12 protein-coding genes are annotated in these 13,910 nt (G+C 39.2%); 4 read left to right on the forward strand and 8 right to left on the reverse strand.

Annotated features, from left to right (window positions below):
• Both ACIQZ6_RS04785 and ACIQZ6_RS04790 read left to right on the forward strand, forming a co-directional pair.
• The coding region (locus ACIQZ6_RS04785) for a DinB family protein (protein WP_395808732.1) at positions 1 to 387 on the forward strand (387 nt) is incomplete at its 5' end.
• Positions 384 to 806, forward strand: a complete 423-nt coding sequence (locus ACIQZ6_RS04790) for a hotdog fold thioesterase (RefSeq protein WP_395808734.1) — start codon at positions 384 to 386, stop codon at positions 804 to 806. The genes ACIQZ6_RS04785 and ACIQZ6_RS04790, both read left to right, overlap by 4 nt.
• Positions 807 to 866: 60 nt before the next feature.
• On the opposite strand, the gene ACIQZ6_RS04795 is transcribed toward ACIQZ6_RS04790, so the two are convergent.
• Positions 867 to 1,214, reverse strand: coding sequence for a DUF6249 domain-containing protein (locus ACIQZ6_RS04795; protein WP_395808736.1), 348 nt, complete (start codon positions 1,212 to 1,214; stop codon positions 867 to 869).
• A gap of 174 nt (positions 1,215 to 1,388) precedes the next feature.
• Here ACIQZ6_RS04795 and ACIQZ6_RS04800 point away from each other — a divergent pair, with 174 nt between their 5' ends.
• Both ACIQZ6_RS04800 and ACIQZ6_RS04805 read left to right on the forward strand, forming a co-directional pair.
• Complete coding sequence (locus ACIQZ6_RS04800; RefSeq protein WP_395808738.1) at positions 1,389 to 1,970, forward strand: RNA polymerase sigma factor; 582 nt, start codon at positions 1,389 to 1,391, stop codon at positions 1,968 to 1,970.
• A complete protein-coding gene (locus tag ACIQZ6_RS04805; RefSeq protein ID WP_395808740.1) occupies positions 1,967 to 2,467 on the forward strand; it encodes a hypothetical protein in 501 nt (166 codons plus the stop codon). The genes ACIQZ6_RS04800 and ACIQZ6_RS04805 overlap by 4 nt, the downstream gene beginning before the upstream one ends.
• On the opposite strand, the gene ACIQZ6_RS04810 is transcribed toward ACIQZ6_RS04805, so the two are convergent.
• The 7 genes from ACIQZ6_RS04810 to ACIQZ6_RS04840 all read right to left on the reverse strand — a co-directional run bounded on the left by ACIQZ6_RS04810 (position 2,464) and on the right by ACIQZ6_RS04840 (position 13,626).
• The gene (locus ACIQZ6_RS04810) at positions 2,464 to 4,167 is read right to left on the reverse strand and encodes a sodium:solute symporter (RefSeq protein WP_395808742.1); all 1,704 of its coding nucleotides are present in this window, start codon (positions 4,165 to 4,167) and stop codon (positions 2,464 to 2,466) included. The genes ACIQZ6_RS04805 and ACIQZ6_RS04810 overlap by 4 nt on opposite strands.
• Positions 4,168 to 4,275: 108 nt before the next feature.
• Positions 4,276 to 4,458: a hypothetical protein gene (locus tag ACIQZ6_RS04815; protein ID WP_306550879.1), complete on the reverse strand. Its 183-nt coding sequence runs from the start codon at positions 4,456 to 4,458 to the stop codon at positions 4,276 to 4,278.
• Positions 4,459 to 6,900, reverse strand: a complete 2,442-nt coding sequence (locus ACIQZ6_RS04820; RefSeq protein WP_395808744.1) for a PIG-L family deacetylase — start codon at positions 6,898 to 6,900, stop codon at positions 4,459 to 4,461. It abuts the gene before it with no gap.
• Between the two features lie 382 nt (positions 6,901 to 7,282).
• Positions 7,283 to 9,652 (reverse strand): prolyl oligopeptidase family serine peptidase, encoded by a 2,370-nt coding sequence (locus ACIQZ6_RS04825; RefSeq protein WP_395808746.1) that lies wholly within the window; start codon positions 9,650 to 9,652, stop codon positions 7,283 to 7,285.
• A gap of 11 nt (positions 9,653 to 9,663) precedes the next feature.
• Positions 9,664 to 10,197, reverse strand: coding sequence for a hypothetical protein (locus ACIQZ6_RS04830; protein ID WP_395808748.1), 534 nt, complete (start codon positions 10,195 to 10,197; stop codon positions 9,664 to 9,666).
• 5 nt (positions 10,198 to 10,202) lie between these two features.
• On the reverse strand, positions 10,203 to 11,942 hold the full coding sequence (locus ACIQZ6_RS04835) for a M14 family metallopeptidase (protein WP_395808750.1): 1,740 nt from the start codon (positions 11,940 to 11,942) through the stop codon (positions 10,203 to 10,205).
• Positions 11,943 to 11,982: 40 nt separating this feature from the next.
• Complete coding sequence (locus tag ACIQZ6_RS04840; protein ID WP_395808752.1) at positions 11,983 to 13,626, reverse strand: M14 family metallopeptidase; 1,644 nt, start codon at positions 13,624 to 13,626, stop codon at positions 11,983 to 11,985.
• Between the last annotated feature and the right edge of the window lie 284 nt (positions 13,627 to 13,910).

Here is a 13,910-nt window from a genome sequence, read left to right on the forward strand (position 1 = left end):
AGCATCCCCGCAGAAAAGGCTTCTTTTGCCTATGCCGAAGGAAAATGGACAATAAAAGAACTAGCCGGTCATGTGATTGATACTGAACGGATAATGGCTTATCGTGCCTTGCGCATTGCCCGAAATGATGCTACCCCGCTTCCGGGTTTTGAAGAAAATGACTATGTAGCCAATGCTCATTTTGCAGACAGGAGTTTAGAAAACCTGGCAGATGAGTTTGCCGCTTTGCGAAAGGCTAATATGTATCTGATCAGATCGCTGAATGCAATTGAGATTGATCGATCTGGAATTTCAAATGATAAACCAATCAGTGTGCGAGCTTTGATTTTTATTATGGCCGGGCATGTAAACCATCATGTTGCTATTTTGAAGCAACGGTATTTATGATCTGGTCAAGAGAGTATACGGTTGAGGAAATTAATGAGCGTCCCAAAGGCCATATTGGCGATCTTTTAGGAATTGAATTCACAGAGATTGGTCATGATTCTATTTCAGCGAGCATGCCTGTCAACGAAAAGACCCATCAGCCTTATGGTATTCTGCACGGCGGCGCTTCGGTAGTTCTGGCTGAATCTCTGGGTAGTGTGGCTTCAAATATGGTCATCAACTCTGATAAATATATAGGTGTAGGACTTGAGGTCAATGCAAATCATCTCAGACCTGTAAAATCAGGATTTGTAACGGGTATTTGTACACCCATCCATATCGGTGGTAAAACCCATGTCTGGGATATTAAGCTCTATGACGATAGAGGAAAAATGAATTGCATCAGTAGGCTGACAGTGGCGATAATACCCAAAACATAAAAAAGCCACTCAAGCAGGATCGAATCCCAATTGAATGGCTTGTCACTTACATCAAAAATTTTATTTTTCCTGGTTTGATTTTTTCTCAATCAAATGCGAGATAAACAGACCCAATCCACCGAATATCGCGATCAGAGAAAAATATATGGCAGGGTTATCTTCATCAATTCCCTGCCTGAAATTTAAAATTGTGTTGTCTAACACAAATGCCAGAAACAGTCCTAGTCCCGAACCTATCATTAAGAGGCCTACTTTGAGTGCAGTAAATGACGGACCAACCGGCCTGCGTACTCCCGGATCCATTCCATTCTGAATCATCAGCATGTTTTCTTTGTTCTGCAGATAACGGATTCCGAATATGGCAGCGAAAAGGCCAAGGCCCAGTAAAATTGGTATTAAAAATTCCATGCTATCAAGTTTAATAGGGTTAATAATTAAAAAATTTCTTTGCAGATCGTCGAATCTGAAAACTATGACAACAAGCTTTCGCATCAGGTTACACTCCTGCCTGAAAAATTTAATTTATATTCATGTAGGATGATGTAACCTCTATCAATAAACTGGCGTCAGAGAGGATGATCGATGCAAGAGAATAAATCAGATATAGAGTTAATTAGCCAGGTGCTTGAAGGCGATAAGCAGGCTTATGCCCAACTTATCAAGCGTCATCAGCGGTTTGTGTTCACGCTTGCCCTTAGGTTTACAAAAAGCCGTGAAGATGCTGAGGAAATTGCACAGGATTGCTTTATTAAGGCCTACCGTGCTTTACATACCTTTAAACAGACCTCCAAATTCAGTACCTGGCTTTATAGGATTGTTTATACTACATCCATGACATTCCTCAGGAAAAAGAGGCTTGATACTCAATCTATTGATGATGAATCAAGCATTATTCAACTGGAAGGCCGGATTTCAGATCTGTCATCAAATGAGGTGGAACATAAATCCAAAATGGTGTTTGTGAATTTGGCAATCTCCCGGCTTTTGCCTGATGATGCGGCAATCATTACCCTTTTCTACCAGGGCGAACAATCACTGGAAGAAATAGGACAGACCCTGGGAATGGAAGCCAATACGGTAAAAGTGAAATTACATAGAGCAAGACATCGTTTGAAAGAAAAAATTGAAAATATATTACATCAGGAAGTGAGGGAATTAATATGAACAATCTTGAAGAGAGAATATGGGACTATCTGGATGGAACAGGAACAGAGGAGGAAAGAGAATTCACCAAACTATTGATCGGATCTGATTCTGAATTTCGTGCCTTGTACGAAGAATTGAGATCTATACATCTGACTGTTTCGTCATTGGACCTGGATGAACCTTCCATGAGTTTCAATAGAAATGTAATGGAAAAGATCCAGCTGGAGGCTGTTCCTGGTTCAGTTAAATCATTGATCGATAAGAGGGTCATTTATGGAATTACCGCATTTTTTCTGATCACGATCACTGCTCTGCTTGGTGTTTTATTTTATCAGATCGACTGGACCCGGCAAACTAGTTTTGATATGCCTGAGTATAAAATGCCTGAAATTGATACATCTAACTATCTAAACAGCACGCTGATAAACATCTTCTTTTTCGCAGATCTTATTGTGGCCTTATATCTTTTTGATGGGTTTTTAAGTAAGCGTAAGAGTCCTAGGGTGAATCCTTAGATCGTAGGTTTTTCCAAAGCATTTTTTTTGAATCGCTGCAGAATACTTGCAATCAGAACAACGAGTACACACCCTACCACATTGAGCCATAGAAAAGCCATGACATCCATCATCCAGCAACTGAATACGATTACTTCAGTGATTAAGGCTGCAATAAATGTTGCAGAGCCTCCAATCTTTTTCAGGTAGAAGCCAACAACAAAAATCCCGAGTATCGTGCCATAGAACAGCGACCCTAAAATATTAACTGCTTCGAGCAGATTACCCATCTTACTTGCAAAAAGTGCCATAAGGAGGCTTAATAGCCCCCACATGATGGTAATCCATCGGGATACAGAAAGGTATTTTTCATCTGAAGCATTTTGATTGATCAGGCGTTTGTAGATATCCACTACGGTGGTTGAAGCCAGCGAATTTAAAGCACTGGCTGTTGAACCCATAGATGCCAAAAAGATGATTGCGATTAGTAATCCAATAAGGCCCTGTGGCAGATAGCGTGTTACAAAGCTTAGAAACACGTAATTATTATCATTTGTTTCTGCTTCAGGATCGTTCTTTTTCATCAGGTCAACCGCTTGCTGCCTGATCGCTTTTGTTTTTTTGTCGGCCGCTTCGAGAATTATCCTGTGGGCATTTATGGCCTGCTCGTCTTCAGCATCAAGTGCCAGTTCTAGCTGGCGTATCTCGGCCTGTTTCTTAATAAATGCATCCGAATAGTCTGCTTTGATTTTTTCAAGATCTTTCCCGTATGCACTTTTTTCTAATTTTCCTAATTCATAACTGTTGAAGAAGACCGGCGGTTGAGTGTATTGATAAAATGTAAAAACTAGTACACCAATAAGCAGGATCAGAAACTGCATTGGGATCTTTACCAGGCCATTCATCAATAAGCCCAAACGACTCTGTGCTACCGATGAGCCTGTAAGATACCGTCCTACCTGGCTTTGGTCGGTTCCGAAATAAGATAATTGCAGGAAGAAGCCACCAATTAAACCACTCCAAACTGTGTATTGATTGTTCCAGTCAAAAGAAAAATCAATGGCATTGGTACGCCCCATTTTACCAGCTATTTGAAGGGCTTTTCCAAATCCGACACTTTCAGGAAGCAGTTGAACAACTAATATTCCAGCAACCAGCAAGCCTGAGAATATGACCGTCATTTGGAGCATTTGAGTATAAGATACTGCTTTTGTACCACCATAAACGGTATAAGTAACCACAAGCCCGCCAATGAACAGCGTAGTATAGGTAGTGTCAATATCTAGGATTGTTGACAGAATAATTGATGGAGCATAAATGGTAATTCCGGTTGAAAGTCCGCGCTGTACAAGAAATAGAAAAGCCGTTAGCGCTCTTGTTTTTAGATCAAAGCGTTTCTCCAGAAATTCGTAAGCGGTATAAACTTTTAGTTTGTGGAAAATGGGCACGAACGTAATACAAAGTACAATCATTGCCAAAGGCAGTCCAAAATAGAATTGTACAAATGACATTCCAGATGAAAATGCCAGTCCTGGAGCAGAAAGAAAAGTAATGGCACTGGCCTGAGTGGCCATCACCGAAAGCGTTACACTATACCAGGGAAATGATTTATTCCCAAGCAGATAACCATCGATGTTCTTTGTACCCCGGCTTTTATAAATGCCATAAGCTACAATTATAAATAGGGTTGCAACTAGTACTATCCAATCTATCCCGCTCATTCAAAAGTTTTAGTGAACAGATAGCAGGATACAATCAGAACAGACAGCCATATGATCAGAAGATAATAAAACTGATTCCAGGTTTTAAAGAAAGGAATATGTTCCTGATTAGGCTTCTTCATTTTTTTGAACAACATTGCTCCAGAATCCTGCTGAAAGAAGTCCAAATACTGCACCCAATACCATATGGAATACGGTTCCAGAAACTACGCATGCTGTAAATACGCCACATAATACAGCTGGAATAATATAATAAATACTATTGCTTGTTTTACTTTTTTCGGTTTTCATTTATTTTTTATTAGTGATCAAATTTACAAATAATCTATATGCACCGGGTATTCCTGCAGGTAATTCTCTGAAAAATACGAGTGAAGTATATACAAATCTTCCCTTACCATATTCTGCAACCAGTAATGATCCATCTTTTGCAGGCTCTCCAGAGTCATTCATACTTAAAATACGACTATATTTTGGATCAGCATCAGCTGTGAAATATAAACCTCTTTCCTGAATCCAGCCATTAAAATCTTTTGGAGTGATCTTATTGGGGTAGTTCAATATTGGATGGTCTTTGTCAAGGAATGTGACCACTGCATTTTCTTCTGTTACTCGGTCGCGTGATATTTTGAACGGATAGGGTCCTATATTTTGTACCAGAACAGGATTATTTACATTATACTGTACTAGGAACGTGCCACCCCTGTTCACATAGTCCATCAGTTTTGGCTGCATGAGGGTTAATCTTTCATTAACATTATAAGCCCTCACCCCAGTGATGATTGCATCGTAATTTGAGAGATCGGTAGTCATTATTTCGGTTTCGGACAGCGTATTAACCTGGTAACCAATTTGTTGTAGTGACTCAGGGATTAAATCGCCTGCTCCTGCAATATATCCAATCTTTTTACCCCCGGTTTTAAGTTCTATCCGTTCTATTTTTGCCTCAGCGAGCGGAAAAAGATTTTGAATTGGAATATGATCATAATTAATAATCCGGTGAGCCCGATTAAATGTCTGTCCTGCCAACTGAACGTGTAATGAAAATTTTCCGGATTCAGCTTGATCGCTAGGGCTGATTGTAAACTGAACTGTTTTTTCGTCTCCTTTTTTTGGAAGATTAAACACTATTTGTTGCGGTTCAATTTTCCATCCCGGTGGTACCCGCGGGCTTATACTTCCTTGAGAATTATTCCGAAAGCTTTTAAGAACAACCGTGATGCTTTTGCTGGTGTTTCCCACAAATACATAGGCTTTATCTGTGATACTGGCTGTAACAGCCGGAGCAATGATCAAAGGCTGATAAACTTCACCCCGAACCTGATCAGTATATTTATAAACTGCGGGGAGCTGATATGAAATTTCATGATCTTCAATTCTGAAACTGAAGCTAATTATTGCAGAACTGGGCTTCTCAGGATGGCCAATTAACAGCTGATCATCGATTTTGTACATGCCCATGGGATGATCTTCGAACAGCCAGTAAGGTTCTGTGATCTCTTTTGCAATTACACTGCTTTGAACACTTTTTGATACTCCTTCCTTCAAATCAAAATCCTGTTTTTGTGTGTTTACACTTAGCAATTTAACGCGCAATTTGGATTGAAGAACTATATCAGAACGCAGTCTGATACTATCTCCCAATGCTTGTATGGCCTGTAAAGTATACGACTCAAACCATAGTTCGGCGGCTCCTGCAATCAGATCTTTTAATTCTTTGGATTTTTGTTCTTTCCAATAACCTTCGGGTAAACCTTCAATAGCCTTTAGGATCCTGACCAAGGCAGGCACGGAAGCCGACGGTTCATCAGAGTTAAAATTCTGATCTGCGGCATGAATCATTTTCCCGATTTCTTCACCTCCTTGGATACGGCTCCATTGAGAATTTATCCCTTCAAATAGGTCGTTTTTTGATAAAATGCCTGCTGTATGAATAAAATATTCTACAGCTTGTCCGCGCTGCCGGGCACTTCCAAAACCCTGGCTTTTATGATGAGTCCGGCTTTCGGCCGCAATTTCTCCATATCCTTTACCAATTAGGGGGTTAAATGCACCAACATTCAGTTTAAGTTGATCATCCGAAGTGGTGTTTAATCCGCCAAAATTAAAGGTGTTCCAAACAATACGTTGCGCCGACCAAACCTCCACAAATTTTAGTTGTTCAGGGAAACGTTTTGGATCTGCTGCCGCAATAAATGCCTCGCGGGCGATGATAGCCGATGCAGCATGCTGACCATGACCGGCACGTGTGTCTTCTGGGAAGCGTGTGATAATCACATCAGGTTTGAACTTGCGAATTACCCAAACAGCATCAGCCAGAATTTGTTCCTTATTCCAAATACGAAAGGTTTCTTCGGCATGTTTGGAGAATCCAAAATCAATAGCCCTAGAAAAAAACTGTTCAGCACCATCTGTTCTTCTTGCAGCAAGTAATTCCTGGGTACGTATTAGCCCCAGTAATTCTGACTGTTCATTTCCAATGAGGTTTTGGCCGCCATCACCTCTGGTCAGGGATAGATATCCGGTTCTATATTTTTTTTCTTTGGCCAGAAATGCCAGGAGTCTGGTGTTTTCATCATCCGGATGTGCTGCAATATATAATGCAGAACCCAGTACATTCAATTTTTTGAGTCCAAGTTTGATCTCTGCAGAGTTATACTGCACTGATGTTTGCCCGGTAACAAATAAGGGTATAAACAGTAGAATACTAAATCCTAATTTGCGTGAATTCATAATTTATGAGGTATGAATTTCGAAAATAACCAAAAAAGAATGTTTAATTAGGATAACACAAAAAATTTACTTGCCGGGTTTTGCAGACCATGATTGGCCGAGAGATTTTAATGAAAAAAGCGATCAGATATTGACTATCTGACCGCTTCCCCAAAATTACAATTAAAAACTTGTAGAGCTTAAAGCTTTTATCCGTCTCTCATCGTGCAATCTCTGCATGAATGAGAGGCGTTTCACTATTCGTTGAACAAATGCCTTAAGTTTGATTAACCTTTATTTTATAAAATTACAAATTTTCATTATTCTTCTCAAATAAGTTTTCAACAATTTGAGTTCTATTTTTAGAAATTATACAGATTTTAAACCTGCTTTTTTAATAATTTCACTTATTTTTCAAGGTACTCTCAAACAGCTTAAAAATACGTTTATACTCATCTGTCCAGCTCGAAGGCTCAATAAAGCCGTGATCTTCAACCGGATAAACCGCAAGTTCCCAGTTATCCTTTTTTAGCTCAATCAAACGCTGAGATAATCTGACAATATCCTGAAAGTGAACATTTACATCAACCATTCCATGGGCCATCAGCAGGTTTCCTTTTAATCCTTCGGCGAAATAGATTGGTGAGCTTTTTTTGTATGCTATTTCATCGTTTGCCGGTTCATTAAGAATATTGGCGGTATAACCGTGGTTGTAATGAGCCCAGTCAGTAACAGAACGCAAAGCACCACCAGATTTAAACACTTCGGGCGTAGTAAACAATCCCATCAGGGTCATAAAACCACCGTATGATCCACCATAAATTCCAACATTCTCCGGATTAACTCCATATTTCTCAACTAACATTTTTACTCCGTCAACATGATCTGTCAGGTCTTTTCCACCCATATGACGATAGATGCCGGTACGATGATCACGACCATAGCCTGAACTGGCTGTGTAGTCAATATCAATCACGGTATAACCGTTATCAGCTAATAAATTATTGAACATATACTCTCTAAAATACTGACTCCACCAATAATGAACATTTTGAAGGTATCCGGCACCATGAACAAATACCACTGCTGGTTTAGATGGAGCTGGTTTTTCAGGTTTGTAAACACGTGCATACACATCTGATCCATAACGGTTGGTAAATTTTACCATTTCAGGCTCTCTCCATGCATAAGATTTAAACTCTTGAGTTGAAGAATTAGTGATCTGCTCAACTTTTGCTCCAGCTTTGTTTTCCTGGATAAATAACTCCCATGGCTTATTGGAAGAAGAATACCTGATGGCCAGCCATTTTTCATCGGGCGAAAGACTAACCTCATTTCCACCCTTCATTGAAGTTAGTTTTACAGATGCTCCGCCTTGTACCGGGATTCTGTAAAAGTGGGTGATACCTGGGTGCTCCATGTTTGCACTTAAGTAAAAGCTCTTCTTATCAATCGATAGTTGCAGACTCTGCACTTCATAATTTCCAGATGTGATCTGTTTTTTAACGCCCGAACTCACATTTAATGTATAAACATGTGAATATCCAGTGGCCTCACTTTGAAAGTATATAGTATTACTATCTAGCCATCCAATATTGGCACCGCCAAAAAATCCTCCAATGCCTGGCCCGCCAATCCATGCTTCATCACGCTGACGGTCTAACAGAGAGAGCATTCCGCTGGCCTGATCCAGTTTCATGATCCATCGATCCTTATTGTCTAAAGAAGAAACTACAACCACTGCTTGCGATCCTTCTGCGTTCCAAAATGGACCATTGATCGAAACCTTACGGTCTTCATTCTTTTTTGTGCGCTCTGCGAGTTGTTTGGGATAGTCTTTTACATAGTCAGGAAGGTCTTTAATTCCCGGAATATTAGTGGTAATGATTGGATAGATGGTATCTCTTTTTATGTCGTAAACATAACTTTCATTAGCAGCCAATGAATTGCCAACCTTGGTGCGCCCATTGATATCTTCGGTATAACCACTTTCAGTGACATAATTTGGAACAATAGTATTTTTGTTTCCTTCAGGGCGTTTCATTAAACGAAAGGCAATGTATTTTTCATCAGGGCTCAGACGAACACTCATTAGAAAACTACGCTCATCCAAATAGAATTCTTTTGGCCCCTTTATTGCATCGGCCTTGTTTTTTTCTTCCCTGTTTTTACGGTCTTCTTCTCTCTTTTTTATGATCTCAAATTCATTGACTTGGTCTTGTCTCAGCCATTGATCCTGTTTGTTCAATGGAGCTTCTGGACGTTTCCTTGTACGGGTAAAGTTGCTTAGCTGAACAAGTGTTCCGCCATTTAATGCCATACTGAATAGGTTGTCGCCACGTTGAAATACTACTTTACTTTCATCCGAATTAAAAACAGGATTATTTTCCCGGTCTAATGTGCTTGTCAGTGTGCTTTCTTGTCCAGTACTTACATTACGGATAAAAATATCTCCGTTGCGTTCAAAAAGAATTTTTGATCTGTCTTTCGAATAGCTTAAAGATCCTTTGTTTAATGATTTTTTTAAGTCATCCGATGTTTGTTGTGGTTTCCGGTTATCTATAGCGATCTGGTAAAGAGGTTCTTCTTTTACTCTTTCGGGATTCCAGTTAAAGTAAACTGTACGACTATTGTTATCCCATTGAATATTTGTTGGTGATACACCCATCCATTTAGGATCGCGCATAATCTTTTCTACACTTAGGGTACCCAGATCTTGTGCATTTGCAGACACATATCCAGTAATCAAAAAGATGAATAATAGTTTTTTCATAATATTTTGTATTAGTTTTCTAAATAAAATTCGGCTTTGAACCGAAGTATATTATTGCGTTCAAGTATATAGTAAAACTTCTTTTTATCTTGACTAAATTCCATGATCCAGCGGTTTGTTGCTGCTGCGGGAATTAGTTTTGAAGTAAATTCATCTGCCGGAAAATATTGAGTCAGCGAAGTACTTATTTTTATATCTGAATCACCTCCATAATTTGTAATACTATCCATACTCCCATCATCATGGCGATGGTCATGCTTTAACTGTAATCCATTTTTGGTTTTGCTGAGAACCCAGGTCCGCGATTTGTTTTCACCAACCTGAAAAGGCATCCGCAATTCAGATTTTTTACCCTTTACTATAGTAAAACTTAGTTTTTTACCCCAAAAATCATTTTTACTTATGGTATCAGGCATGTAAATGGCTTTTCCGAAAAAGGTTTTGCCTTCTAGTGTTTTTAAATCTTTTAAAAAGGTTTTATCATTTTGTGCATAGATTGAGGTGCTGATTACTAGTAAAACCGTAATAATGTTAATCGCTTTCATTCAGTTTAGGGATTAGATCTACTTGCAATTCCGCCCTTTTTACTAGCTACATTTACAGTATATTTTCCGGTATTCTGAACAATCCAGCGCACTGTAACCGTGCTGTTTCCGGGAATATTTGGAACCCTGATATTTTGTGCATCATGCTTTTGTTCGGTAGTAATATTGAGGTCTCGATTATTAACAATCATGCCTGCGATTACTTTCGAGCCGGTCAGGCTGATCATATCAGGCACTTCAATCTTATATTTCAGATCTTGACTGGAATGTGTTGGCATCAAACGCTTATTGGCAATTACTGCAGTTACCTCCTTTAAACCTCCGCCAAGATCTTTTTCAGAGACCTCTTCTACAGAAAGCTTTGGAGTATGGTAGGCATGATACAAAGTGAATGACATATTACGGTGTGCATCGCTCTCTAAAAGAAATCCCGGATGTAAACGACCAAAAGATTTTTTAAATCCGCCAATTTCTATATCTCCATACTGAGGATGCTTGAATGCTTTCCAATTCACAAAGGCATCATTAAAAAGCAGGTTGCGGTCAAATGAATATTGCGTGGTTTGCGAGTTACTATCTCCAGCCTTATTATACATTAAAAAGTTTGTCCAAAGTTCATTGGAAAATGTATAAATACCCCGCCCTCCATAAAACCAGTCAAGCTCACCGCCAAATACTGAATACAGATCCTTATATACTACTAAATATTTGTATCCAGGAATCAGCTCTTCACCTTTCTTTCCCAATGCATCATACACCTGAATATCCTGAGAATTATAGGTGTCTAGATCTTCTAAAGCTCCGGGGCCGCGCAAGATCATTCCTCCATTATTATGATAGGATTGGCCTCCGGCAATATTAGGATGTTTCATTACAAAATCAGCTATTGACCGGTTTTCAGGTAATGAAAATGGATATTTATATGCACCGCTCTGTATATAGTTTGGTTGCCAGTTCCATGCCCAGTCACGGTTAGGGTCATAGAATCCTTCGCCATCTTCATTCACATCTCCATCCCCATCATTATCAATACCTTCATATCCTAGTAATTCATATTCTCCCTGCTGATCAACCCCTACACTGATCATTCTTCTTGGATCATCCTGATCAGCTTTTAAACGGCCATTTGGATTTTTTCGACGCATGAAAACGATATGTCCATCACCATCAAGGTCATCAAAACCATCTTCATTTATTGCACCATCTCGGTCATTATCAACAGGTATCATGCCTGAGCGCGGTGAGTTTGCATTGTTGGCAGCATGAATAAAGTTATCTCGGGCATCCGGATTAATAGTAGGAGCAATGTAAAAGGTCTTATCTGCCAGAAGTTCTTGGATATACTTGGTGTCTGCAAATGATTCTGCAAGGTACCAAGCAGTATACAAGGCAAATTCACTGCCCTGAATTTCATTCGAGTGAATATTTCCGTCAATGTACATGGCGGGCTTTTTTGAAGGATCACCCGTATTAAAGTCTGAAATAGTCATTACCCACATCTCTTTCCCCATAAAGGATTTACCCATCGATTCCACTTTGACAAGGTTAGGGTAGGCTTTCGCTAATTTTTTGCAAACTTCAGTGATTGCTGCATAATCATTATAGCGGTTCCAGCTCATTGGCACTTTTGGATTTGCCGGACTTCCAGACGCCTTCATAATTTGTTCAGGCTGTTGTGCAAATAATACAGAGCCTAATACAAGAATTGGAAAGGTAAAAAGTATATTTTTTATGAATTTTTTCATGTTTTCTCTTTATTAATTGTAGAAGATCAATCGCGGAATATTACAAGGCTAATTCAATGCTTTTTGAGCCACTTGTAGGGCTGCCAGCATCAATGCTAAGTTTTCCTGATCCCTTAATCAGCCAGGTCAGTGTTGTATTTCCCTTTCCTTCAATTGCATTTAACACCTGGTTCTTTCGCCCGCTAATAATGCTTTGATTTGCTGATGGAATTAATTTAACGCTGATCTTTTTTACCCAATAACTACGTTCCCCAACCTTTGTTTGCGTGGCCATGGCTCCGTTATTTATGATCGTGGCGGTTACCCTTGTAAGCCCATCGCTCAATTTTTCTTTTTTAACATTAATCAAGTCGATTGCGGGCATTTTTTTACTTAATTCCAGAATAAAAGCGTAATGCTTTTTTACCAGACCTTCAACTAGGTTAAATGGAGGATTTAGTAATGCAAAAGGATCAATACCTCCTAATTCAACATTTTTTCCAGGAAAATCGGGGTGATCAATCTTTTGCCAGGCTGTAAAGTTGCCTTCAATTTTTTCGTTTTGTGACCATCTTAAATAATTAGAAACTGGGTCTTCAATCTTTAAGTCTTTTTCCTTTTTTGCGGTATCTGCCTTTGCTTTTGGAACCCACCAGCCCGGCGTACTGAAACTATTTCTGCCATAGTGGTAATAGGCCCATTGAGCGAAATCGCCACCAGCAGAACTGCTTTTTGGTGCATCTTTTAAACCTGTTATCTTATTATATAGTTCAGAAACCTGTGCATTTGTTTTTGCATCTGCTTCATAATAACCACTAATCACTCTTTTTGCAACAGCTGGCGCGTTAAAGCTTATGGGTACGGATAAATTATTGTAAGGTCCGAAAGTAATTAATGAATGAATATTGAATAGTTCAAACAAATTATCCAATAAGGCCCGGTTTTCATTTTCTGATACCATATGTTCTCCTGATCCCGGAATAAAATTGGGATAAGCATAACTCATATTCTTGTTAAAATGAACGCCACCTTCACCATCTTCGTTAAAACTTCCGTCTTTATCGTTATCAAGCCCTTCTGAAAAGAGAAGATATTTACCGGTTTCTCCTTTTCCTGGATCAGCCAATATCATAGAACGTGGATCTTCAGGATTTGATCTGTATTTCCCGGTTGCATCTTCCACTCTGATCCAGCTTATTTTTCCATCTTTATTGAGGTCTTCAAATGGGTCTTCGTTTATTTTTCCATCCCGGTCATCATCTGTTGGACGAGCGTTAGCACTACGAGCATAACGAGCCTGTGAAAAATACTGTTCAGTAGCATCCGGACTCATGTTGGGGAAAACATAAAAAGTATTTTTTACCAATAAGTTCTTGATACTATCTTGAGATGAAGCATTTAAGAGTTTTTCGGCAAACCCAAGGGCAAGTTCTGTGCCCAGAAGGTGAGCGCCTTCAACACCCCCAAAAATGGCAATGGCGGGCTTTTGTTCAGTCTGGCCATTGCCAATAGTAAGCATCCAGACGTCTTTACCACCAAATGTTTTGACCAGGGATTTTACTTTAAGCAGTGCTGGGTAAGATTTAGATAGTGCATTTATCCGTTGGGATACCTGTGCATAATTGCTGTAATCTTGCGCATATGTTTCTCCGTAAAAGAGAAAAATACCCAGTATCAAAACAATGGTCTTGGAAATATTATTCATGAAATTAATTGGTTGGTTTCAGTCGATTAAATTACTGAAATAATTTAACTACATTGATTTATTTGGAAATCCTGTTCAAATTTTGAATTTTATTTTTCAGCAACAGCATACAATTGATTAAATAGTAAATAAATGTGCCATGCATTTGTGCCCTGAAGGTAATTTCTGGTTCGAAGGCATACAATTTTCCTTGACCAACTTTAGCCTCAAACGCAATTATTCCATCTCTCAGGTATGCTTGTCTTCATGCCCCCCTTTTATTGGAGCAATTTGGGCGCCATTCC

The organism is Daejeonella sp. (assembly GCF_044348475.1).
Lineage (GTDB): Bacteria > Bacteroidota > Bacteroidia > Sphingobacteriales > Sphingobacteriaceae > Daejeonella.

Coding starts and splice junctions, on each gene's coding strand:
- ACIQZ6_RS04835 (WP_395808750.1), bottom strand. CDS start 11,942: ATGAAAAAATTCATAAAAAATATACTTTTTACCTTTCCAATTCTTGTA.
- ACIQZ6_RS04790 (WP_395808734.1), top strand. CDS start 384: ATGATCTGGTCAAGAGAGTATACGGTTGAGGAAATTAATGAGCGTCCC.
- ACIQZ6_RS04830 (WP_395808748.1), bottom strand. CDS start 10,197: ATGAAAGCGATTAACATTATTACGGTTTTACTAGTAATCAGCACCTCA.
- ACIQZ6_RS04820 (WP_395808744.1), bottom strand. CDS start 6,900: ATGAATTCACGCAAATTAGGATTTAGTATTCTACTGTTTATACCCTTA.
- ACIQZ6_RS04825 (WP_395808746.1), bottom strand. CDS start 9,652: ATGAAAAAACTATTATTCATCTTTTTGATTACTGGATATGTGTCTGCA.
- ACIQZ6_RS04840 (WP_395808752.1), bottom strand. CDS start 13,626: ATGAATAATATTTCCAAGACCATTGTTTTGATACTGGGTATTTTTCTC.
- ACIQZ6_RS04805 (WP_395808740.1), top strand. CDS start 1,967: ATGAACAATCTTGAAGAGAGAATATGGGACTATCTGGATGGAACAGGA.
- ACIQZ6_RS04815 (WP_306550879.1), bottom strand. CDS start 4,458: ATGAAAACCGAAAAAAGTAAAACAAGCAATAGTATTTATTATATTATT.
- ACIQZ6_RS04810 (WP_395808742.1), bottom strand. CDS start 4,167: ATGAGCGGGATAGATTGGATAGTACTAGTTGCAACCCTATTTATAATT.
- ACIQZ6_RS04800 (WP_395808738.1), top strand. CDS start 1,389: ATGCAAGAGAATAAATCAGATATAGAGTTAATTAGCCAGGTGCTTGAA.
- ACIQZ6_RS04795 (WP_395808736.1), bottom strand. CDS start 1,214: ATGGAATTTTTAATACCAATTTTACTGGGCCTTGGCCTTTTCGCTGCC.